The following is a 23,810-nucleotide window of genomic DNA, read 5'->3' on the forward strand; positions in this document are numbered from 1 at the left end:
TTATGACGCATAAAACACAACCTCAAAAAACCGTCGAAGCGCTCAGTCACAAGGAAGATAAACGCAAAAACATCCCGACGGCCGAATATCAATCGGTGTTGGAGCAGGAACAGAAGCAGCCCAGGATGCTGCGTTATCCGCGCAATACCGACCTTGACCCGCAACTGGTATGGCGCGGCAAGGACACGCAGGATTGGTCGGATCTGGTGGTGCATGCCTCGCCGCTCTATATTCAGGAAAAAGTGCATCCCAAGGCGCTGATCGAGGATTTGCTCAAAGAAACCAAAGCGCGCGATCAAATAGCACAGCCCGAACAATTCGACTTGTTCGCCGACTTCAACGGCATCCCTGACGGCGCCGACAAGACCGAGTTCTATCAGCACGAACAGAATTGGACCAACCGCATGATCCTCGGCGATTCGCTGCAAGTGATGGCAAGCCTCGCAGAACGCGAAGGGCTGCGCGGGAAAGTGCAGTGCATCTATTTCGACCCGCCCTACGGCATCAAATTCAACAGCAACTTCCAGTGGAGCACTACCAGTCGCGATGTGAAAGACGGTAACGCCGCACACATCACACGTGAACCCGAGCAGGTCAAGGCATTTCGTGACACTTGGCGCGACGGTATTCACTCCTACTTGACTTATCTGCGCGACCGGCTCATGGTGGCACGCGATTTATTGACTGATTCGGGTTCGATTTTTGTACAAATTGGCGATGAGAATGTGCATCGGGTGCGAATGTTGATGGATGAGGTGTTTGGGGAAAAGAACTTTGTTAGTGTAATTACAACAAGCAAGACATCCGGGTTCACAAGTGCACTATTGTCCAATATTAATGATTTTATTCTATGGTATTCAAAAAACATTAATTATGTGAAATTCCAACAAATTTATTCTGATAAATCTGCAGGTGAAATAGGTGGAACAAAATATAAGCCTGTATCTTCCTTTGCTTCCTTATCTATGTATTGCCTTTCTCCAGAAGAACTTATTGTTGATAGCGAAGTAACCTCTGAGGGAGCCCAGGTTGGGGCAGAGGTTCATGAGTTCAGTTTCCAAGGAAAAGTTTATTTTCCTCCTAGTACAAGGCATTGGACTGTAAAAATTGATGATCTGTATCGAGTTGATAAAGCCGGTAGGATAATGCGATCTAAAACAAGACCTCGATATATCAGAAAACTAAATGACTTTAGTGTAATTCCTATATCAAATATATGGACAGATATAGGCGGAATTCAAAGTCGAACTGATCCCAAAGTTTATGTTGTACAAAGTGCATCGGAATTAGTAAAGCGTTGCGTTCTTATGTCTACAAATCCTGGCGACCTGGTGCTTGACCCGACCTGCGGCTCCGGCACCACTGCTTATGTCGCTGAACAATGGGGCCGCCGCTGGATCACGATCGACACCTCGCGCGTCGCGCTGGCACTGGCGCGTGCGCGCATCATGGGTGCGCGTTATCCCTATTATCTGTTAGCCGACAGCGCAGAAGGCCGGTTGAAAGAAGCGGACATCACGCGCACCGCCCCTTCCAGCAAACCTACCTAAGACAACATACGTCACGGCTTCGTTTATGAGCGCGTGCCGCATATCACGCTCAAATCCATCGCCAATAACGCCGAAATTGACGTCATTTGGGACAAGTACCAGGCAAAACTGGCACCGCTGCGTGCGCAGTTGAATAAGGCATTGGGTACCTCCTGGGAAGAATGGCAAATTCCGCGTGACCTCTCCAAAGACGTTCCCGCAAAGGCTGCATCGGAGCGCCTTCATCCGGGGGCCGAAATCCAGCAAGCCGACAAAGACTGGGCCCCGGCCTCCGCCGGGGCGACGGAAGAAGCGGAAGCCTTACATGCTCAGTGGTGGCAAATGCGTATCGCCCGGCAGAGGGAAATCGATGCTTCCATTGCTGCCAAGGCTGAGTATGAATATCTCTACGACAAGCCCTATGAGGACAAGAAGAAGGTGCGCGTGGCCGGTCCATTTACCGTAGAGAGTCTGAGTCCCCACCGCGTGCTCGGGGTGGATGAGAATGATGAGCTGATCGATCCGTACAAGATGGCACAACCAGATGCCGACTATGCAACGGGTCATCGTTTCGAGCAGATGATCCTGGAAAACCTCAAAACTGCAGGCGTGCAGCAAGCGCACAAGGAAGACCGCATCACCTTCACTGCCATTACCGGCTGGCCGGGCAACTATATTTGCGCGGAAGGCAAATACGCGGAAGGGGTGGCAGATGAATTACGTGAAAAACGTGCAGGTATTTTTATCGGCCCCGAGTTCGGCACCGTTTCCCGCCCTGATCTGGTCGATGCTGCACGCGAAGCGGGTGATGCCGGCTTTGATGCGCTCATTGCCTGCGCCTTCAACTACGAGGCGCAGGCGGGCGAGTTCCACAAGCTGGGCCGCATCCCGATTCTCAAGGCGCGCATGAATGCTGACCTGCACATGGCCGGCGAACTCAAGGCCACCGGCAAAGGCAATCTGTTCGTCATCTTCGGCGAACCCGACATCGACATCCACGATGAAGCAAATGGCCTTATCCGCGTGAAAGTAAATGGAGTCGATGTGTTTGACCCCAGTACGGGTGACATCCGCAGCGATGGCGCCGAAGGCATTGCCTGCTGGTTTATCGATACCGACTATAACGGCGAAAGCTTTTTCGTGCGCCATGCTTACTTCCTCGGCCAGAACGATCCCTATAAAGCGCTCAAGACCACCTTGAAAGCCGAGATTAACGAAGAAGCGTGGGCTACCCTCAACAGCGACTGCTCACGGCCTTTTCCCAAGCCTCAGTCAGGCCGTATTGCGGTGAAGGTGATCAACCACTTGGGTGATGAAGTGATGAAGGTGTTCAAGGCGGGTGAGGTTCGGCCTGCTGAAACCGCTCAAGTATTTCGTTGAGCAGCAGCCAGGTGAGGCGGCAGGTTATCTTCGCAAGGTTTCATAAAGACGATAGCGCCCCGATAGCATCCGAGCAGCGTCCGGAGAGCGCTCTTGTGAAACTTTGCTACGATCCATCTCCAGCCGATCTGTGCAGAATCCCTTAAAATACGCGCTCCAACCCATCTACAGCGCTACAACTTCCAACCGGATGCAAAATTTTTCATCACATCCTTGCACCCGTTTAGCTGCCTGACTTAACCGCTATTTCTCAACCCTGCTGCGACGCCATTTATCGTAAGATGAATGGCGCGGTGTACTTGTTCCACATCATCGCCGGCACGATAACGACGCAGCAATTCAATTTGCAAATGGTTAAGCGGATCGATATAAGGCGTGCGAATACGAATACTACGCGCCAAGGTAGGATTTTCCTGCAGCAACGCTGTATGTCCTGTGATTGCAAACAACCATTTTACGCTACGTTCCCATTCTGCCTGGATACGTCCAAAGATATGGTTACGCAAGGTGGCATCAGTGACTAACTCAGCGTAGCGTGAGGCAATCCCCATATCGGTCTTTGCCAACACCATATCCATATTCGATAATAAGGTTTGCAAAAAGGGCCATTTTTGATACATCTCTTGTAATAATTGTAATCCGGTTTCCTCTCCTTGCGCCTGCTGAACGAATGCTTCCACCGCCGAACCAAAACCATACCATCCTGGCAGCATAGTACGATTGAGACTCCAGCTGAATACCCAGGGAATAGCCCGTAAATCTTCAATTCGATCAGAAGGTTTACGGGAAGAAGGCCGACTGCCAATGTGCAACCCGGCGATTTCCCGGATCGGGGTGGATTCCTGGAAAAATTGTTTGAAACCGGGTGTTTCGTATACCAGATCTCGATAGACTGCAAATGCAGAGGATGAGAGCGTTTCCATGACCTGGTAATAGTGCGCAGCATTTTCCTGGATGGCATCATGACTTAGCAATGTCGCCTCAATCGTTGCAGCCACCAATGTTTCCAGATTGCGGCGTCCTATTTCCGGATCGGTATATTTACTTGCCACAACCTCTCCCTGTTCGGTCAACCGTATCTGCCCGTTCACACTGCTCGGGGGTTGCGCCATGATCCCTTGATAGCTGGGGCCGCCACCGCGTCCAACCGTCCCGCCGCGTCCGTGAAACAAGCGTAGTTCCACCTTGTGCTTGGCAAAAATTTTCGTCAATTCAATTTCAGCTTTGTATATTTCCCAGTTGGAAGTAAGAAAGCCCCCATCTTTGTTACTGTCCGAATAGCCGAGCATGACTTCCTGTACATTGCCACGCGAATCCAGCAATTTACGGTAGTATGGCAATGAAAATAATTCATCCATAACGGCGCTGCAACTGCGTAAATCCTCAATGGTTTCAAATAATGGAATAATATTCAAACCCAACTGCGGCTTCTCGCCCGCCCGGAGCAAACCCGCCTCTTTCAATAATAGTGCGACCTCCAGGATATTGATGACACCTGTTGTCATGGAAATAATGTAATTTGGCAGCGCAGCATGACCAAAGCGGCGCTGGATTTCTGCTGCCATTTGCAAAATTCGCAATTCACTTTGTGTCGGTTCGGAGTAGGTCAAATAAGGGGAATGGAGTAATCGCAGGCTACTGATTTCTGCCAGTAGCCATTTCATACGCTCACTCGCCGACAGCTCGAGATAATTATCCCGACGAGTGCCACGCGCAAATAACTCCGCAACAACCTGCTCATGTACTTTACTATGCTGCCGCATATCAAGTGAGGCCAGGTGGAATCCAAATACATCCACTGCTCGCCGCAAATTACGCAATGCACCGCGCGCCAGCCAATCTGATTTGTGCTGCTTGAGTGAATCGATCACGATATCAAGATCATGGATAAACTCTGCACTGTCTGCATAAGGTTCTGTTGGATTGACTGGCTCTCGTTGCATCGCTGCAAGCCCACGTTGCCGACTGGTTGCAGCCAAACGTGCATAAATGCCGAGGAATGCTCGTCGATATGGCTCATCAATGCGGCTCGCAGGAATATCTGGCGAAGCAGCAGCTAATTGCTCAAGTTCCTCACTTACATGGATCAGACGCTCAGCCAGACTCATGGTCCGCCCAATCTTGCTGACTTCGTCCATATAAAAATCGAATACGAGCGTGGCTTGGCGCTCTGCCGCATGCAACATAACCTGATGCGTCACAAAAGGGTTGCCATCCCGGTCACCACCTATCCAACTACCAATACGCAAAAAAGAGGCCACATGAGGCGCCTCTTTACCCTTATGACGCTCCAGCAAATCCTCGATCTTGGCATAGATATAAGGTACCTGGCTCAGGAAGGTATAAGTATAATAAATAAGGCCATTCTCAATTTCATCATGAACGGTAAGACGTACTGACCGCAGCATACGGGTTTGCCATAAAATCTGAATGGCAGCACGCAACGCTTCTTCATTGTGGCGCAATTCGTTAGGCGTAAGCTGGATACGGTCGCGTTCCTGCAATAAGCGCTGAATAGTCAATTGACAATCGAGTATGCTCCTACGCTGAACCTCGGTAGGATGAGCCGTCAATACCGGAGAGATCATTGCCTGAGCAAAAAAATTATCCAAGCTCGCGTTATCTATACCACTTGCCAGCACCCGTTCCAGTGCGAGCGTAACACTGCCGGGCTGAGGTGAAGATCCTTGGCGCAAATGAGCTCGTCGCCGCCGGTTATGATGCAGATCCTCCGCAATATTAGAAAGCAGTGAAAAATAACTAAAGGCGCGTACGACCGCGATCGTTGCCTTATTGCTTAACCGGTTCAAGATCATGTCAAGCTCTTGACGCGCTTTAGGATCTTGTTCACGACGAAAGCGAACTGCCGTTTGACGAATGGTTTCGACCAATTCAAACGTTGCCTCCCCTTCCTGCTCCCGCAAAGTATCCCCCAGCATGCGACCAAGCATACGGATGTCCTCACGCAAAGGCTTATCCTTTTCCTCGCTCATATTGTTGTCAGAATAAACACTTACACCAGCGTCAGAACTCATCTCAATGCATCCCCCATCTAATAAAATTCTGGTAATTCACGTATGCTATCGTCCATACCATGATGGACCATGCTAAAATGATTCGTTTCTGAAAGTTTTGTAATCTTTTCATATTAGAATTAATGTCAAATTCATTTACCCCCCCTTCTAAAATTACTATTGCCTCTCGTGAAAGCCTCCTTGCCATGTGGCAAGCCAATTATATTCGGGATCGATTACGTGAATTATACCCGCAATCCGAAATCAACATACTTGGCATGACCACACAAGGCGATCAAATTCTTGATATTTCTCTTTCAAAAATTGGCGGCAAGGGGCTATTTATCAAGGAACTCGAACAGGCACTGGAAGATGGTCGTGCAGATATTGCTGTGCACTCGATGAAAGACGTGCCGATGAATATGCCACCAGGATTCATGCTGGCGGCTATCACTGAACGTGAAGATCCTCGCGATGCGTTTGTTTCAAATAAATATACTCATCTTGACGAATTGCCTGCGGGGAGCATCGTCGGCACTTCCAGTCTGAGACGCGAATCCCAGTTACACGCACGCTATCCACATTTACAAGTCCAACCCTTGCGTGGAAATGTGCAAACCCGATTGCGCAAACTGGATGAGGGTCAATTTGCCGCCATCATTTTAGCAGCAGCCGGACTGAAGCGCTTGGAACTGACTTATCGCATTACTTCATTACTTGAACCCGAAATAAGCCTACCGGCAGTTGGACAAGGTGCACTTGGCATAGAATGCCGCGATGATCGAGCTGATTTAGCATCACTGATGCAACCTTTACATCATGCTGAAACCGCCTATTGTGTTGAAGCAGAGCGAGCGATGAGCCGCGTATTGGGAGGAAGCTGCCAGGTACCACTGGGAGGTTTTGCAGAAATTACGGATGATGTGCTCACGTTACGGGGTTTTGTCGCGAATCCTGATGGAACGAACATGATAAATGATAAATTAAGCGGTAAGCCAGAAGATGGCATTACGCTTGGTCAGCGATTAGCAGAGAGTCTCAGGAAACAAGGTGCTGATGAAATTTTAGCAACCTTGGTGCAACCCCATGATTGAAGGTGCCACTTGCCAGAAACGCAACCACTAGCAGGATTATACGTTTTAGTCACACGCCCGGCACATCAAGCCGCCCATCTGATCAATGAAATCAAGAAAAAGGGTGGCAACCCGGTATTATTTCCTGTTCTGGAGATATCCGATACCAGTAATCCTCAGCCTCTTCTTAAGGTTATTAGCCGTCTCGATGAATTTGATCTGGCCATTTTCGTTAGCCCGAATGCAGTTGATAAAGCGGTCCCCTTGATCCAGGCTCACCGAACCTTACCACCCAACCTGAAAATTGCCGTAGTGGGAGAAGGAAGCGCCAATAAGCTCAGACAGTACGGAATAAAAAACATTATTGTGCCATCCAGTCGCTATGACAGTGAAGCCCTGCTCGGAATGCCGGAATTGCAGCAAGTATTAGATAAAAATATTGTTATTTTCCGCGGAAATGATGGCCGGAAATTATTGGGTGAGACCTTGATTCAACGAGGAGCTCATTTAGAATATATTGAATGCTATCGCCGTGACAAGCCTAAAATAGATGTATCACCCCTGCTGGACAGTTGGTCAAATAATGCATTACATGCCGTTACAGTGACAAGCAGTGAAGGATTACATAATTTATTTGACATGATAGGTAAAGTTGGCCAACAATTACTTAAAAAAACACCTTTGTTCACTGCGCATGAACGCATTGCCTGTGTTGCAAAAGAACTTGGCCTTACCAATATACACGTTACTGCTGCTGGAGATGATGGATTAGTACAAGGATTGCTGGGATATTTTCTATCAATTAAAAATTAACTTCTCGAAAATCATGAATAGAGAGATTAACACGGCTCCACCGAAATCATCACACCTGAGTATTTTAGTTCTATTTTTTATTATTCTTATAGCTATTGCTTTCTTGGCATGGCAATGGGCAGACAGGCGAGGTCACATTACTGATATTCAACGATCCATAGCGGAATATTTGACCAATGTTGATTTTTTGGGCAAGAAACCACGCAAGCTTATCTCTGAAGTGCAAACCGCTCAACAAGAAACTCAACAACAGCTTAACGAACTACGTGCAACAGCGGTTACTTCTCTCGAGCAACAGGAAGCACTGGAAAAGCTCTCCAATCTGCTCGAGAAGATTGATGCATTACCGTTAGCGATGGATGCTCATTTAATTAAAGTTAATCTTCCATTTAAACAATTCGCAGCAGAAGATAATCGTGGCTATCAATTATTCATTAATGATATTCAGCGAGATCTCCAACAATTTATAGTGATTCAGAAGGTGGATAGCCCGGAAATTGATTTGCTATCCCCTTCTCAGCGCGAACTTCTACAAGAAAAAATAAAACTACAATTGTTATTGGCACAAGCTTTCCTGCTTTCTCACGATCAAACCAATTTCCAAGCAAGCTTGGAGACTGCAACAGAATTGATCAATCGCTACTATGACAAACAAACAGAATCTGTTACCGATCTACTGAATCAATTAAATCAAATACATAATTATACAATTGATAAGGCACTATCCGATGTTTCACGACGTTTTGATATCGTGCAGATTTATCAGCTTAAACGTGATGAGGAGAGTAAATGAAACTGGTGCTCTGGGTGTTAGCTCTATTTGCTGCGGCAGTAGCAGTTGTAATTGCCGCTCAATATAACAACGGCTCTGTACTAATGATCGTGCCACCTTACAAGATTGAGCTTACAATCAATATTTTTATCATTTCGTTGATTGCGGCTTTCTTTATTTTCTATCTGTTAGTCAGATTGATAGCAAGAATACTGGGATTAAAGAGACGCTTACATCATAAAAGAATTAGGGAATCCATGCTTGCTGCTGTCAAAACATTTTTTGAGGAGCACTATGATAAAGCAGAGAAAGCTGCAGCCACAGTATTAAAATTAAAAAGCCCTCCTGTCATTAGCGCGGTTAACGCTGCCATTGCAGCACACGCAGCTCATCGACAGGGAAATTATTCACAACGTGACCATTATCTAAATATTGCGGAACAAAAAGCTCCTCAAGAAAAAGCGTTAAGGCTGGTAACCCAAGCAGAATTATTACTTGAAGAGGGACGTCATAAAGAAGCGTTAAACGCCTTACAATCCCTTTACTCAATGGGTGGACTACAAAGCACCGCTGTTCTTCAATTGGAATTAAAAGCACAGCAGATGGCCCAACATTGGGATGAAGTTTTAGAGTTGACGGATATTCTTGAAAAACGCTATCCCGTTGACAGGACATTAATTGAACACATCAAGCATCATGCTCATGTAGAGAATATTAAGAAATATGGTTCGAATTTAGAATTACTTAATAAATACTGGAACAAATTATACCCGGCAGAAAGACTGGATAGCAGACTGGCTGCAGTAGCCGCTCGTGCTTATATGGCATTGAATGAGGTATCAACCGCTCAAAAGATTATTGAACAAAGCATTGATGCCAAGTTAGATCCAGAATTAATTACACTTTATGCTAATTGCCTGTATGGCAGTGTGAGCTGGCAAATCCAGCGAGCGGAAGGTTGGCTAAGCAAGCATCCTAACAATGCTGAATTATTACTCACGCTAGGAAAATTATGCACTTACTGTGAACTATGGGGTAAAGCACAAAATTATCTCGAAGCAAGCTTGTCAATTGAGCCAAGCCGTGCCGCTCATCTGGCTTTAGCACAATTATTCGAAAAACTGGATAAAACTGAGCTGGCTGCAGATCATTATCATAAAGGATTAGGGTTTACATTAAAGAAATTGAATAGTTAAACTTATTCGACAGGATTGCCTGTTGAAGGGGAAAATATATCAGAGAAGAAATTTTCGGTTCGCATATTTTTAAATTGTGTAAAATCTTGATAAGCAGCTTTAATCATAAGCGGCGAGCCACAAGCATATACCTGGTAGTCTGCCAGGCTCTCAAAATCCTCAAGTACTGCTTTATGCACCAATCCAGACCGGCCAGCCCAGTTATCTGTCGGTAGGGCATCTGACAGTACCGGAATAAAAGTAAAATTTTTATGCTGTTGTTCCCATTCCTTTGCTAATTTTTCCAGATAAAGATCTGCCTTGGTACGCGCTCCCCAGTAAAGGATCATTTTTCTGTTGTGCTTATGATTGTTTTCAGTATAAAAAATATGCTCGAGTATGCTTTTTACAGGAGCAAAGCCAGTACCACTGGCAAGAAAAATAATGGGATGAGCAACAGAATTATTGCGCAGAACAAAAGAACCCAGGGGGCCTTCGAAACGGAGGATATCTCTCTCTTTCATATGCGAGAAAACATGCTCTGAAAATACGCCGCCAGGATATTTACGTGCATGAATCTGCAAAAATTCATCATCATGGGGCGCATTGGCCAACGAAAAACTTCGACGCTTTCCATCTTTCAACAGAATATCGATATATTGACCTGGAAGAAATTGCAATCGTTCGTTTGTAGGTAGTTTTAAGTATATAATCATCACATCTGGTGCAGCACGCTCTAGTTTATGCACGCGACTTGGCATAATCCTGATTTTAATATCCTTAATAGCATCTACTTCACGGCATTCGATAACCAAATCAGATAAAGGCTTGGCACAGCAAAACAATGCCAAACCATGCTGCTTCTCAGTATCTGTAAGCGTTTCTTGATTATATCTGCCGTAATCAACCCTACCTTGCATGATTTTTCCTTTGCATGCCCCACATGAACCGTTACGACAACCGTAAGGAAGGGAGCATCCTTGCCGCAATGCAGCTTCAAGTATCGTTTCGTGGGGTTCTACAGTAAAAATATGATCACTCGGCTTAATAATGATTTGATACGACATTTTCTCGTGAATAAATGAAAAAACTATTGATAAAATAAGTAATAATGAAAAAAACGCTTTTGATTATAGGATGTGGCGACATCGCCTTACGAATAGCGCCGCTGCTACATAAACGCTACCGACTGCTAGGTTTGTGTCGAAAACCGGAAAATTTCTGTAAATTACGTACTCACAGAATTACACCCATAGCCGGTGACCTCGATCAACCCGACAGCCTCGGCAGACTTGCGGGCATGGCACAAGCGATACTCTATTTGGCTCCACCGCCCGGTTATGGTTTAAAAGATTCACGCACCACCCATCTGTTAGCAACTCTGCATCGGCGAACATTAGCAAAAAGGAGAATACTACCACAACGGCTAATCTATATCAGTACCAGTGGAGTCTATGGTGATTGCCAAGGCGAATGGGTAAGCGAAAACCATCCACTCAATCCAACTAACGAGCGCGCCTGGCGGCGTGTTGATGCAGAAAGACAAGTTAGAAATTGGGGAATACGCAATGGTGTGTCAGTTTCCATTATTCGCGTCCCTGGAATTTATGCGGCTGATCGCTTGCCTCTTGCACGTCTACGACAAGGTACCCCCGTACTTATAGCAGATGAAGACAGCTATACCAACCATATTCATGCAGATGATCTGGCACGTATTATTGTCGCAACTCTTCATTATGGAAAAGCAGGCAGAGTTTATCATGCAAGCGATGATTCACATTTAAAAATGGGTGATTATTTTGATCTGGTGGCCGATCATTTTAGCTTACCACGCCCACCCAGAATTGCTCGCTTCCAAGCAAATAAATATATATCGCCCAGCCTGATGTCCTTCATGAATGAATCGCGCCGCTTAACCAATGCTCGCATAAAACAAGAACTACATATCAAGTTACTTTATCCTACTATTAGTAGCGGTATTGCCAAGGCATGTTTACTTCCATTTCTAAATCAAAAATGATGCGAAGGTGAGCCGCAGACAGTATCAATCATACGGCAAGGTGAGGCCGGCAAAGCCAGTTTTGATTTAGAAATGGGATACAACGTGAATCTGACGAACATTGAAAGTGGTAAAAACCATTTCCTTCACGCAGAGAAGCTAAACTAATTATTAAAAATTGCCGTTAAATTCCAATATCTGGCAGTATTTTTAATGAAATGAGTAAACTCAGCAATCTTAAATTTTATGGAATTATCCTAAGAAACTGCCTTTAAGATAATAAATAATATTGGGATAACAAGGAGGTTTAGTATGTCGGCTGTGATAGGGCGCCCGGATAAGAAAGTCAAAGAAACGAGCTTCTCATGGGAAGGTAAAGACAGATCTGGCAAAGTAGTTAAAGGAGAAATGCGCGCAGCAGGCGCTATCGTGGTTACCTCTACTCTACGCCGCCAGGGTATCCGCATCACAAAAGTAGCTAAAACCAAAATAAAGGGAAATATCAGGGATAAAGATATTACTTTGTTTACGCGCCAGCTTGCCACCATGATGAAATCTGGCGTTCCTTTGTTACAAGCCTTCGATATCGTAGGCAAGGGGCATAGCAATCAGGCAGTCGGTAAATTATTGATGGATATAAAAATGGATATTGAAACCGGGAGTAGTCTGGCAAATGCTTTTCGAAAATATCCACTCTACTTTGATGCCTTGTTTTGTAATCTTGTGGCAGCAGGAGAAGCAGCGGGCATCCTTGATGATTTGTTAGATCGCTTAGCGACTTATAAGGAAAAAATTCAGGCAATCAAAGGAAAAATTAAATCCGCGCTATTTTACCCTATATCCATTATAGTAGTTGCCTTTATCATTACAGCAGTCATCATGATTTTTGTTATTCCTGCCTTCAAAGAATTATTCCAGAATTTTGGCGCGGATCTTCCAGCACCGACGTTAATGATTATGGCTATTTCGGATTTCTTTGTCGATTATTGGTGGGCAATATTTGGCGGAATAGGGTTGGGTCTTTATGCTTTCTTTTATATATGGAAACGTTCAACAGCTATGCAACGTATTATGGACCGGCTTGTATTGAGATTACCTGTTTTTGGAGAGGTGATCAGGAAAGCGACGGTAGCACGCTGGGCTCGCACGCTTTCCACCATGTTTGCTGCAGGCGTTCCACTCGTTGAAGCAATGGACTCAGTTGCAGGCGCTGCAGGGAACCACATTTATTTTGATGCAACTAAAAAAATTCAGATAGAAGTAAGTACAGGGAGTAGCTTAGTAGACGCGATGACGCAGACCAACGTCTTTTCTAACATGGTTCTACAAATGGTAGCCATTGGAGAAGAATCTGGTTCTCTGGATTCGATGTTAAGTAAAATCGCAGATTTTTTTGAAGCAGAGGTAGATAATGCGGTGGAAGCGCTCTCCAGCCTGATGGAACCCGTGATCATGGTAGTCCTTGGCACCCTCATCGGGGGCATGGTTGTCGCCATGTACTTACCTATCTTCAAAATGGGCCAAGTCGTTGGCTAGTTGCCGCTTATAACCAATCAGATAATCAATACATGACATTAACCGATTCTCTTCAGCATTCACCGGCAATTTTTATCGCTTTTAGCACTATCATTGGAATAATCGTGGGTAGTTTTTTGAATGTAGTCATTTACCGGCTTCCCAGAATGATGGAACGAGCATGGCACCAACAATGTGCTGAATTACGGGGAGAGAATATTCATCATTCACCGGTTTTCAATCTGGTCATGCCTCGCTCTACTTGCCCTCAATGTGAGCATAGAATTACCGTATTCGAAAATATTCCCCTCATCAGTTATTTATTCCTAAAAGGATACTGTTCCCAATGCAATGCGCGTATTTCCCTTCGCTACCCCATTGTCGAAGGATTGACAGGCATTATGAGCGGTTTTACGGCATGGCACTTCGGATTTGGCTTGACTGCTATCGCCGCCTTGTTATTTATTTGGGCGATGATTGCCCTTACCTTTATCGATTTGGACAGCCAATTATTACCTGATACGATTACATTACCTTTACTCTGGATCGGGCTTTTATTTAATCTGGATAATGGTTTTATTGACATTCGATCAGCTATTATAGGCACAGTTGCCGGTTATCTTGTTCTATGGACCATTTATTGGGGATTCAAACTGATCACGGGCAAAGAAGGAATGGGTTATGGCGATTTCAAATTACTCGCCGCAATTGGTGCGTGGCTAGGCTGGCAAATGTTACCATTAGTCATTCTATTTTCCTCATTTGCAGGAGGAGTCATTAGTTTCATATTGATAATTACCAAGAAATTTCAAAGAAATACTACCATTCCATTTGGCCCCTATCTAGCTGGCGGAGGTTTGATTGCCTTATTCTGGGGGAATAAGATTAATCACGCTTACTTTGGTTTATTCTAGTGCATGCCTTTGATCATCGGTTTAACTGGCGGAATTGGTTGTGGTAAATCTATGGCTACAAAATATTTTGCTGCCCATGGTATTGACATCATTGATACGGATGAAATCGCACATGAATTAACCTTGCCTGGAGGCAAAGCAATGAGCCTCATCAAAAAAACATTTGGCACAAGCTTTATTAGCAATGATGGTTCTCTAGACCGCGATAAAATGCGTAAGCTGGTGTTTTTAAATCCTATTTTCAAGAACGAACTGGAAGCTATCCTACATCCGCTTATTTACCAGGAAGTGGTCCGTCGTATTCAGTTAGCGACTTCTGCTTATCTTCTCATTGTTGTGCCATTACTGTTGGAAGCAAAGGCTTTTCAAGAACTAGTCCATCGAATTCTGGTCATTGATTGTACGGAGCAATTACAGATTTCACGTACCATTGCTCGCAGTAAGTTGGACGAACGAGAAATACACGCTATTATGGCAACACAAGTTTCACGAAAAGAACGTCTCATGCAAGCGGATGACATCATTATCAATGATCAGGATCTTGATCATCTGCAAAAACAAGTGGAAAGGCTCCACCTAAAATACCTTGCCTTATCAAAGGATAAATTGAATAAACCTGCTTAATCAACCTTATTCGTATTAGCTTAAGCATCAAACTTTCTACAGAAATGATGTTTGATCGCGTATGATTCTATTCTGCTATTATTACTTTCAGTATCATAATTACCGTGATTTGCTACGAACACCCGCTTAATGAACGTATTCGCACTTTGTTGCGACTTGAAGATTTATTTAACAAAGTTGACTTTTTTTTAGCGCGCGACACACCGGTTGAACATCATGCGGCGCTTGTCGCGTTATTTGAAATTCTTGATGTAACCGGGCGTGCCGATATTAAATCGGATTTGCTGCAGGAGCTGGAACGACAAAGAGGCTTGTTGGAAGGTTTACGCAAAAATCCGGAAATCTCTGAAGAGGCATTGAACCGTGTACTTAATGATATTACCGTTACATTCCGAGATTTACTGAATATCTCAGGCCGTATAGGAGGGCATTTACGTGATAATGAATGGCTAATGAGTATCAAACAACGTATGAATTTACCAGGCGGAGCATGTGAATTTGATTTACCATCTTATCATTACTGGCTAAGTATAACGCCTGAGATGCGTCATCATGATTTTAGCGAATGGATCGCGCCTTTGCTTCCTATACGCAGTAGTTCTAACATCATATTGAAGCTGCTGAGAAATAGCGGAAGGATTTTTCGCTATACTGCTTATCAAGGTTTATTTCAACAGACTGATTCAGGTCACTTAGCACAGCTACTGCGCCTGAAAATCGAGAAAGAAATTCCATGTGTACCTGAAATCAGCGCTAATAAGTATGCGCTTAATATTCGTTTTATTCCGTTTGGACCAGATCAGAAAATGAATACCTACGAAGAAGATATTGATTTTGAGTTAGCTTATTGTAATTTGTAATTCTCTAAAGTCATGAAACCAACAATTGTTAATTGTCCTCAATGCGGCAAATCAGTCACCTGGAGCACAACAAACCGTTATCGACCTTTCTGCTCCGAACGTTGCAAAATGCACGATCTCGCGCAATGGGCAACAGAATCTTATCGTGTATCAGAGGCTAAGCAGGAAGAAGAACACGAGGTTTTTAACCAGAATTCTGATACTTTTAGTTAATTCTGCAATTTGATAGTCGCGAATAAGTTCAAATGATGCCGTTTATTTATCTGTCCAGGCATCTCGCAGCATGGCAATACCATGACCTCCCTGTTGCAAGGCAATAGCCAAATCCGTCTGCACTAAGCCACCCAGCGCATAAACTGGCAAAGAGTAATCGCGTACCAAGGCAGAAAATTTTTGCCAGCCTAACACTGTTAATCCCGGGTGGCTTACAGTGGGCAATACGGGCCCTAACACCACAAAATCGACACCGATGCGCTCTGCCTGATAAAGCTCCTCGGCATTATGGCATGACGCGCCACACCAATTGACATCAGGTCTGCTAGTAAGCGACATTAACTGTGCAGAAGTTAAATGCACACCATCCGCCCCCAATTCCCGAGATAGCAAAATATCGCTATTGATGACCACCTTCGCCTCGAAAGAATGCGCGCGTTGAATAATTTCACGTGCTAACCAGCGCAACCTATCCCCTGCCAGTGTCTTTTCACGAATCTGCAGAAACTTCAAGCCTTGCTGCAAAGCCTGCTCAAGCTTGTGTAGCATAACTTCTTCACCTAACTCCGATGCATTGGTAATCGCATAAATGGAGGGTAAAGCAAGTGCATGAAGCACCGGAAAGTTAGCAGGCAACAAAGGCGTGACTGACAGATTATCGACCGTTTGCCAGGATAACAGCTGATTCTCGCGCCCAAAGGGCTCCCCAGACCAATCAACCACTCGGTAAAAATGCAAACGCACCGTGGCATGCGCATAAGTAAATATTCGTTTCATCCAAGGATAAGCTTGCTTAATCTGGATACCGAGCTCTTCTTGCAACTCCCGGTCAAGTGCTTGCAAAGCAGATTCCCCCGCCTCCATTTTCCCACCAGGAAATTCCCAATAACCCGCATAAGGCTTCCCTTCCGGTCTGCTTGTTAGCAGAAAATGATCATCCGGTCGAATGATGACTGCCGCAGCCACTTCAACCAATGGAGTAGAATGAGCCATGAAATTGCTTACCTAAAAGTTACATTGAGTTGTTTTGAGAAAACTGATGAAGCTTACGTTTGCCAGCCCAATCTCGCGCGAATTGCCAGGCGACTCGACCGCTGCGTGAACCACGCGTAAGCGCCCATCGCAACGCTTCTTCTCTTGCTGATACAGTCATTTTTTTGATACCGTAAAAAGCAAGCCAATAACGCACAATCTCCAAGTATTGGGCTTGATCAAAGGGATAAAATGACAGCCATATACCAAAACGCTCGGACAATGAAATCCTTTCTTCAATCGTCTCACCGGGATGGATATCGCCATCCACATGGCGCGTCTCAAGATTATCCCGCATAGCTTCAGGCAGCAGGTGTCGGCGATTGGAAGTCGCATAAATAAGTACATTATCAGATGCCATCTCGATTGAGCCATCCAAAACAACTTTCAGTGCCTTATAACCCGGTTCATCGCTTTCAAATGACAAATCATCGCAGTACACGATAAAACGCTCTGGCCGATGAAAAACTCGTTCAACAATATCATGCAAATCGATGAGATCGTGTTTTTCGACTTCGATGAGCCGCAATCTCTTGTCTGCGTATTTGTTCAACAACGCTTTCACCAAAGAAGATTTTCCGGTGCCGCGTGCGCCAGTCAATAAAACGTTATTAGCGGGATAGCCCAAGACAAACTGATACGTATTTTGATCAATTAACTGCTTTTGTTGATCAATGCCATATAATGCATCCAGTACAATGTTATGCGGGTGGGTAACGGGTTGAAGATACCCAGTATTTGCTTGCTTGCGCCATCGAAATGCGATCGCAGCATCAAGATCGGTATTGGGCTGCTGAGCAGGAAGCACGGCTTCGATACGACTAAGCAGCTCATCCAAGCGATTGTAGAATAAATCAAGCTTATTCATAACAAATCAGCTGCGATAATCTGCGTTGATTTTCACATAGTCGTAAGAGAAATCACACGTCCATATGCTAGTTGCGGCCACACCCCGGTTTAATATCACCCGCACGGTAATCTCAGATTGCTTCATGACGCGCAGCCCCTCCTCCTCACAATAGTTTTTTGCTCTACCCCCCTTCTCTGCGACTAACACTTCATTCAGGTAAAGCTCAATATTGTTAACATCGAGATCGTCTATACCAGCATACCCAATCGCAGCAAGTATTCTCCCCAGATTAGGGTCAGATGCAAAGAAAGCGGTCTTGACTAATGGCGAATGTGCAATGGCATAAGCAACCTGTGCACATTCTTGCAGTGTGCGACCTTTTTCTACCTGCACTGTAATAAATTTAGTTGCACCTTCCCCATCGCGTACAATCATCTGAGCCAGCTTCACAGCTATTTCCATTATGGCATCTTGCAGCAAGTTAACCTCCGGGCTTTTCCGATCAATCTCCTGCGAGTGATTGGCTTTGCCTGTTGCTATCAATACTAACGCATCATTGGTGGAGGTATCCCCATCCACCGTAATCCGGTTAAAGGAATGATCCGCCACATGGCGCACCATCTCCTGTAATAGCGATTGAGATATCTTGGCATCTGTGGCGATATATCCCAGCATGGTTGCCATATTTGGATGAATCATACCCGAACCCTTGGCTATACCCGTTATTGTAATGGTGGTGCCATTAATTTGAATCTGATTGGAAATACCTTTGGGAACAATATCGGTCGTCATAATCGCTTGCGCGGCAGCAAACCAGTTATCACATTTAAGTTCGCTCACGGCTCGAGGCATACCCGCAATAATTCTGTCAACCGGTAAGGGTTCCATGATAACGCCTGTAGAAAACGGTAATATTTGCTGGGGCTCGCAGCCAAGCAGCTTGGCCAGCGCAGTACAAGTCACGCGTGCATGGGCGACACCTTCTTCTCCGGTACCGGCATTAGCGTTTCCGGTATTAATCACCAATGCACGAATTGAGCTGGCTGCCGAGAGATGTGCCTTTGCCACGGCGACAGGTGCCGCACAAAAGCGATTCTTAGTAAACACACCGGCTACTTTTACATTGTCATCAAGCGCAATCACCAAGAGATCTTTCCGATCAGGTCGTTTAATTCCTGCTTCAGCAATACCCAGAGATATGCCCCGAATCGGTAATAATTGTTGAGGTAACAAGGGAGGAATATTAACTGGCATATAATAAAATGATTAAAAAATGCATTATCGTAACTTATCTTGAGCTGGAGGTTCCAACAATCTGAAATCAGGGGAGTTGGTACCTTATGTCATAGTCGGTAAAATTAAGTAAACATTTTTAAAAAAGGAGAAGTATGAATTTTGATAAAGAACTTGATGTACGCGGACTCGTCTGTCCATTACCCATCCTACGCACAAAAAAATCTCTGACAGATATGACTCGCGGACAAATACTCAAAATCGTCGCTACCGATCCTGCTTCTCTCATTGATTTCCAAGTTTTTGCCGAACAGACGGGTAACCAGCTATTATCCTCAGCTGAAGCGAGCGGTGAATTTTTATTTTACTTAAAAAAGAAATGATTATTTCCATCGGAGCATCAAAAATAAGGTTAAAAATTCAATGCTCATAACTTTTCAGTCATCTTCCGCATTCTATGTGACTCAAAGACCAAAATTGAAGAGTGTAGCGTGTAATAGTCCAGGTGCAAGGCTTAGCGCAATGAGGCCGCAGCACCGTTCCCCGCAGCCGGGAACAACGCCACATTCATGTCTGGAGCGGTATAAGGTGCGTCTGATAGGCCTCGTTGCGGCTTCACCATTCTGGCAAATGAGACTATTTCAAAAATGCTTCTATATTTATGGATTCAATTACTCAAACAAGCAGTCAACTGATAAATCAGGCTTAATGCCCTGCAACTGTCATACGCTCTATCAGCAACGAGCCACATTGCTTAGAGCCACGAACAATCCTGTCGCTGCCCACCCCTATTATTCCACGCAGCATTTCTTTTAAATTACCAGCAATAGTGATTTCCTCAACTGGATAACTTAGCTCTCCGTTTTCGACCCAGAAACCGGTAGCACCTCGTGAATAATCTCCTGTTACCCCATTCACACCCTGACCGAGTAATTCTGTTACCAACAATCCTTTGTTCATTTTCTTCAGCAAATCAGGAAATGACAATGGGGCGGTGTTTTCCACGATCAAATTATGATTACCTCCTGCATTGCCAGTGGTTTGCAAACCGAGCTTACGTGCTGAATAACTACCGAGAAAATAACCTTGCACCATCCCGTTCTCAACCACATTCCGTTCCTGCGTGACTACGCCTTCATCATCAAATGCACAGCTCGCTAGTCCTTTCTTGATATGGGGTATTTCACGTATTCGAATATCTGGCGAGAATACCTGCTTCCCAAGGCTATCCAGCAAGAATGATGATTTACGATAAAGACTGGCTCCGCTAACAGCCTGAGTAAAATGTCCGATCAGACTCGAGGCCACTGGCGCCTCAAACAATACAGGAACTTCACAGGTCGCAATTTTTTTCGCTCCCAAACGCGCGACAGTACGCTTGCCTGCTTTTTTACCCACATCATGGATAGATTCCAGATCAGCTGCATCCCGCGCCACGGTATACCAATAATCGCGCTGCATCGCATCATGCTCTGTTGCAATGACCGCGCAACTCATACTGTGTCGGGAAAGCGGGTATCCCGCTATAAACCCATGGCTATTCGCGTAGACGAACTGTGATGTATTCATGGATACAGTCGCCCCTTCCGAGTTGCTAATGCGCGTATCGATTGCATACGCCGCTGCTTCGCAGCCTTGTGCAAGCTCAATCGCTTGTTCGACTGATAACCCCCATGGATGATATAAATCGAGATCAGGAAATGAAGTAGCCAGCAACTTCGCGTCAGCTAATCCTGCGCAATCATCTGCAGCAGTATGTCGTGCAATAGAAAGTGCAGCGGTTACTGTATCCCCGATGGCTTGTGGAGAAAAATCTGAAGTACTTGCATGACCACGTTTTTGGCCAATGTATACTGTAACAGACAATCCTTTGTCTCGAGTGTGCTCAATCGTTTCCACAGCACCCTGTCGAACTGTAACATTCAAACCACAACCATCAGAGACATTAGCTTCACATGCGCTGGCGCCCCCTTTCCGGGCATGGTCCAGAATATCACGTGCAATCTGCTGAAGCGTTCCAAAAGGATAAGAGAAATGTAGAGATGGCGAGATATCGTTATTCATATAAATTAGCTTGATGAAAATCAACCCGCAACGAAGTTAATATAATCGTTATATAATCGTTTTAAGGTAAATTTAATAAAATGAGCGCTCAAAGAGCGATATGATAACAGCTTCTCGTTATTGCATTACATAGCTCGCCATGCAAAATAACATAAAACATGATGCTGACCAGGAATCTCCGCTCAGTAAAACACGGCGCAAACGTGCCATGCATACATTACAGGATATCGGTGAGCAGTTGGTGACGCTTGATCTCCAACAAATAGCTGAGCTTGATTTACCAGAAATACTCAAGGATGCCCTCTTTGAAGCTAAACGTATTACCAAGCATGAAGCGCATCGGCGCCAGCTCCAATATATTGGCAAGCTGATGCGAAAAATTGACGTTGCGCCTATTCAGGAGAAAATTAATTCTGTACGAAGTACAAGCATACACCATACTGCATGGTTACATCTTCTGGAACGATGGCGCGAGCGTCTGCTAGCGGATGAAACAGCTTTTACTGAATTTGGACAGCAATATCCGAACGCTGATTTACAGCGTTTGCGAATACTTGTGCGCAATACCATCAAAGAAAAGCTGGCAGGAAAACCTCCTAAAAACTTCCGGGCCCTATTTCAGGAATTACGCAGCATCATTCCTGAAAAAACACCTTCAAATTGATGTCAAAAGATAAACGGAAATCATCACACATCATCATTTTTACTCGATCATTCATCGACAGATTCACCCGTCAAGTAAGCTAGAAATCTCTGACGTGTTTCTTTGGAAGTGTCCCGGAATAATCGATACACTGCATGTTGATCAGGATCCTGTAGATTCATTTCTATCCCCCATAAGGGTGCAACGGTAGTAGGTAAATTTGAGTAACGCACGTCAATCAGAAGATCAGGATGATCAGGCTGAATCGCAACAAAACCAGCAGAAAAAACGGTAAAACGCGCAATATCCTTCGCTAAAATGGATTCCTCAGGCATTTGATTCAGAAACTGATCAATCGTGAATTTTTTGATGGACTCTCCTGGATAGATGCGGGATTGCGAAAACAGGCTAACCCGAATCGCATCGACATAGAATTTTCCTTCGGTTTCATAAATCGAACGCCACAATATTAAATTGGCTAAAGTCGGTTTAACCATCAATTGCTCGGCAACATGCCCCCTGGAGGCAATCAAGTCAGCCGCAGCGGCTTCTGCACGTTGGAGCTGTACCCAACCAAGCACAAGATAAAAACCTGCGATAATTAAGCCAATTTTCGCAACCATGACTGCTTTCTTCTTGTAGGCAAAGATGACTGCGATTAGCAGTATCAAGGTAAAAATAGGATCAATGACAGAAACAATATTAAGCGCAACTCGTTCCTCACTCACCGGCCAAAATAAATGAGTACCGTAGCTGGTTAACGCATCTAGCACGCCACTTAAGCTATAACCCAAAAAGCAGAATAAGTATAAGCGTGAAAAAGATAACCGCTTCCGGAGAAATGGCCACAGAATAAGTGCTGCAATCAAGCTACCGAACGGAACAAAGAAGATGGAATGCGTAAAATGGCGATGAAATTCCACAGTTAATAAAGGATCATTCACTGACTGAATCAGAATATCCGCATCTGCAAGCAGCCCAGCGAAAAATCCCACACCTGTCGCTAAACGCGTTTCATTTTGTCGCGTACCTGACTGAGCAAGACTGGCACCCAATAATCCTTGAGTAAGTAGATCCATATTTCACAAATATTTACAGAAAACAGATGGCTAGTTTATCTCATTTGATTGATAAATGGCCGTTGAACTGGAAATTACCCAACACCTACTATTCTTTAAAAACAATTGAGAAGTAAAATATATCCATACATTTCCTGTTCTTAATGGCAATGGTTTGCAATGCAATAACTGAGGAACAAGCGCTTCGGAGATCGGTTTACGCAAAACCAAACGTATCGTCTGCCTTTACAGGTACTGGCTAAATCTCCGTGTTATTCTATTTCCAAATCAAAAATGACGCGAAGGCGAACCGCAGACAGTATCAATCATACGGCAAGGTGAAACCGACAATGTCAGTTTTGATTTAGAAATGGAATTAAAAGGTATTAAGCAAGGTTTTACTGAAGTGAGCGCAGTCACGGACAAACTGGGGGTGTTATTTCGAGAAACAGTATACATAGTAAACTCTTTGCAAACCCTTTCTTTACATTTCCAGATCGTTTGATTGTCATAAAACATAGATAATACAATAGATTGCGCGAATCAAAACCCTATCACAACCTGATAAGAAATAGTTATTCCATAATCCATTATCGACACACTATTTCTTCTGTCAAAATTACAGATTAAAAAGAATCTGAATTAAGTGCATCGATGCCCGCTTGCGCAATTTGTGCATCTTGATGAGATCTTACGCCACTCACGCCGATCGCACCCACAAATTGATTACTGAGTACAATAGGTAGTCCACCTTCAATGGATATTGCTCCAGGTAAATTTAAGTAACGCACATGCCCTTGATTGACTTGCTCCTCCAGCACCTTAGTTGGCCTTCGAAAAGCGATGGCTGATCTTGCCTTTTGTATGGCAACCTCAATACTGCCATATTGCGTATTATCTAACCGCATTAAATAAAGTAAATGCCCTCCTTCATCAACAATAGAAATGACGACGGGCCAATTATTGCGCCTGGCTTCCGCTTCTGCCGCTGCGGCGATCTTTTTGGCGTCCTCAAGTGTCAGAAAAAGTTTGCTATTTGCCATCTCCCT

22 protein-coding genes are annotated in these 23,810 nt (G+C 44.7%); 14 read left to right on the top strand and 8 right to left on the bottom strand.

Going from position 1 to position 23,810, the window contains the following annotated elements; genetic code table 11:
- The first annotated feature begins 2 nt into the window (after positions 1-2).
- Both BM283_RS19165 and BM283_RS19170 read left to right on the top strand, forming a co-directional pair.
- Positions 3-1,550 (top strand): site-specific DNA-methyltransferase, encoded by a 1,548-nt coding sequence (locus BM283_RS19165; RefSeq protein ID WP_217646389.1) that lies wholly within the window; start codon positions 3-5, stop codon positions 1,548-1,550.
- A 33-nt stretch (positions 1,551-1,583) separates the two neighbouring features.
- Positions 1,584-2,909 (top strand): hypothetical protein, encoded by a 1,326-nt coding sequence (locus tag BM283_RS19170; RefSeq protein ID WP_217646390.1) that lies wholly within the window; start codon positions 1,584-1,586, stop codon positions 2,907-2,909.
- Between the two features lie 236 nt (positions 2,910-3,145).
- Here BM283_RS19170 and ppc read toward each other — a convergent pair whose 3' ends face one another.
- Positions 3,146-5,944 (bottom strand): phosphoenolpyruvate carboxylase, encoded by a 2,799-nt coding sequence (ppc, locus tag BM283_RS00490; protein ID WP_090687727.1) that lies wholly within the window; start codon positions 5,942-5,944, stop codon positions 3,146-3,148.
- A 122-nt stretch (positions 5,945-6,066) separates the two neighbouring features.
- Between ppc and hemC the strand changes: the two genes are divergently transcribed.
- The 4 genes from hemC to BM283_RS00510 are packed head-to-tail and all read left to right on the top strand — an operon-like array spanning position 6,067 to position 9,777.
- Entirely contained in the window at positions 6,067-7,017 is a 951-nt protein-coding gene (hemC, locus tag BM283_RS00495; RefSeq protein ID WP_090687730.1) for a hydroxymethylbilane synthase, read from the top strand.
- 9 nt (positions 7,018-7,026) lie between these two features.
- Positions 7,027-7,809, top strand: a complete 783-nt coding sequence (locus BM283_RS00500; RefSeq protein WP_090687733.1) for a uroporphyrinogen-III synthase — start codon at positions 7,027-7,029, stop codon at positions 7,807-7,809.
- A 13-nt stretch (positions 7,810-7,822) separates the two neighbouring features.
- Entirely contained in the window at positions 7,823-8,602 is a 780-nt protein-coding gene (locus BM283_RS00505) for a uroporphyrinogen-III C-methyltransferase (protein ID WP_090687736.1), read from the top strand.
- Positions 8,599-9,777, top strand: a complete 1,179-nt coding sequence (locus tag BM283_RS00510; protein ID WP_090687738.1) for a heme biosynthesis HemY N-terminal domain-containing protein — start codon at positions 8,599-8,601, stop codon at positions 9,775-9,777. The genes BM283_RS00505 and BM283_RS00510 overlap by 4 nt, the downstream gene beginning before the upstream one ends.
- A 2-nt stretch (positions 9,778-9,779) precedes the next feature.
- On the opposite strand, the gene BM283_RS00515 is transcribed toward BM283_RS00510, so the two are convergent.
- Entirely contained in the window at positions 9,780-10,823 is a 1,044-nt protein-coding gene (locus BM283_RS00515; RefSeq protein WP_090687740.1) for a CDP-6-deoxy-delta-3,4-glucoseen reductase, read from the bottom strand.
- 44 nt (positions 10,824-10,867) lie between these two features.
- Here BM283_RS00515 and BM283_RS00520 point away from each other — a divergent pair, with 44 nt between their 5' ends.
- The 6 genes from BM283_RS00520 to BM283_RS00545 all read left to right on the top strand — a co-directional run bounded on the left by BM283_RS00520 (position 10,868) and on the right by BM283_RS00545 (position 15,881).
- Positions 10,868-11,776, top strand: a complete 909-nt coding sequence (locus BM283_RS00520) for an SDR family oxidoreductase (protein ID WP_090687743.1) — start codon at positions 10,868-10,870, stop codon at positions 11,774-11,776.
- A 291-nt stretch (positions 11,777-12,067) separates the two neighbouring features.
- Positions 12,068-13,291, top strand: coding sequence for a type II secretion system F family protein (locus BM283_RS00525; protein ID WP_090687745.1), 1,224 nt, complete (start codon positions 12,068-12,070; stop codon positions 13,289-13,291).
- A 32-nt stretch (positions 13,292-13,323) separates the two neighbouring features.
- The gene (locus tag BM283_RS00530) at positions 13,324-14,184 is read left to right on the top strand and encodes a prepilin peptidase (protein ID WP_090687748.1); all 861 of its coding nucleotides are present in this window, start codon (positions 13,324-13,326) and stop codon (positions 14,182-14,184) included.
- A 3-nt stretch (positions 14,185-14,187) separates the two neighbouring features.
- Complete coding sequence (gene coaE, locus BM283_RS00535; protein WP_090687749.1) at positions 14,188-14,808, top strand: dephospho-CoA kinase; 621 nt, start codon at positions 14,188-14,190, stop codon at positions 14,806-14,808.
- A gap of 104 nt (positions 14,809-14,912) precedes the next feature.
- A complete protein-coding gene (gene zapD, locus BM283_RS00540; protein WP_090687755.1) occupies positions 14,913-15,668 on the top strand; it encodes a cell division protein ZapD in 756 nt (251 codons plus the stop codon).
- A 12-nt stretch (positions 15,669-15,680) separates the two neighbouring features.
- Positions 15,681-15,881 carry a DNA gyrase inhibitor YacG gene (locus tag BM283_RS00545; protein WP_090687759.1) on the top strand — a complete coding sequence of 67 codons (201 nt, stop codon included), beginning with the start codon at positions 15,681-15,683 and terminating at the stop codon, positions 15,879-15,881.
- Between the two features lie 42 nt (positions 15,882-15,923).
- Here the strand turns inward: BM283_RS00545 and BM283_RS00550 are convergent, their stop codons facing one another.
- Genes BM283_RS00550 through argJ form a run of 3 tightly spaced genes read right to left on the bottom strand, consistent with a single transcriptional unit; the run spans position 15,924 to position 19,017 of the window.
- On the bottom strand, positions 15,924-16,874 hold the full coding sequence (locus BM283_RS00550; protein WP_090687761.1) for a Nudix family hydrolase: 951 nt from the start codon (positions 16,872-16,874) through the stop codon (positions 15,924-15,926).
- Positions 16,875-16,893: 19 nt separating this feature from the next.
- The gene (locus tag BM283_RS00555; protein ID WP_090687764.1) at positions 16,894-17,781 is read right to left on the bottom strand and encodes an ATP-binding protein; all 888 of its coding nucleotides are present in this window, start codon (positions 17,779-17,781) and stop codon (positions 16,894-16,896) included.
- A 6-nt stretch (positions 17,782-17,787) separates the two neighbouring features.
- A complete protein-coding gene (gene argJ / locus BM283_RS00560) occupies positions 17,788-19,017 on the bottom strand; it encodes a bifunctional glutamate N-acetyltransferase/amino-acid acetyltransferase ArgJ (RefSeq protein ID WP_090687767.1) in 1,230 nt (409 codons plus the stop codon).
- A gap of 134 nt (positions 19,018-19,151) precedes the next feature.
- On the opposite strand from argJ, the gene BM283_RS00565 reads away from it, so the two are divergent.
- Complete coding sequence (locus BM283_RS00565) at positions 19,152-19,379, top strand: sulfurtransferase TusA family protein (RefSeq protein ID WP_046850009.1); 228 nt, start codon at positions 19,152-19,154, stop codon at positions 19,377-19,379.
- Positions 19,380-19,701: 322 nt separating this feature from the next.
- Here BM283_RS00565 and pmbA read toward each other — a convergent pair whose 3' ends face one another.
- Positions 19,702-21,060: a metalloprotease PmbA gene (pmbA, locus tag BM283_RS00570; protein WP_090687769.1), complete on the bottom strand. Its 1,359-nt coding sequence runs from the start codon at positions 21,058-21,060 to the stop codon at positions 19,702-19,704.
- Positions 21,061-21,199: 139 nt separating this feature from the next.
- Here pmbA and yjgA point away from each other — a divergent pair, with 139 nt between their 5' ends.
- Positions 21,200-21,724, top strand: a complete 525-nt coding sequence (yjgA, locus tag BM283_RS00575) for a ribosome biogenesis factor YjgA (protein ID WP_090687772.1) — start codon at positions 21,200-21,202, stop codon at positions 21,722-21,724.
- Positions 21,725-21,771: 47 nt separating this feature from the next.
- Here the strand turns inward: yjgA and BM283_RS00580 are convergent, their stop codons facing one another.
- Positions 21,772-22,782, bottom strand: coding sequence for a metal-dependent hydrolase (locus BM283_RS00580; RefSeq protein WP_090687774.1), 1,011 nt, complete (start codon positions 22,780-22,782; stop codon positions 21,772-21,774).
- Between the two features lie 605 nt (positions 22,783-23,387).
- Complete coding sequence (locus tag BM283_RS00585; RefSeq protein WP_090687777.1) at positions 23,388-23,804, bottom strand: GlcG/HbpS family heme-binding protein; 417 nt, start codon at positions 23,802-23,804, stop codon at positions 23,388-23,390.
- Positions 23,805-23,810 lie beyond the last annotated feature (6 nt).

It is taken from the genome of Nitrosomonas sp. Nm34 (assembly GCF_900113925.1).
GTDB lineage: Bacteria > Pseudomonadota > Gammaproteobacteria > Burkholderiales > Nitrosomonadaceae > Nitrosomonas.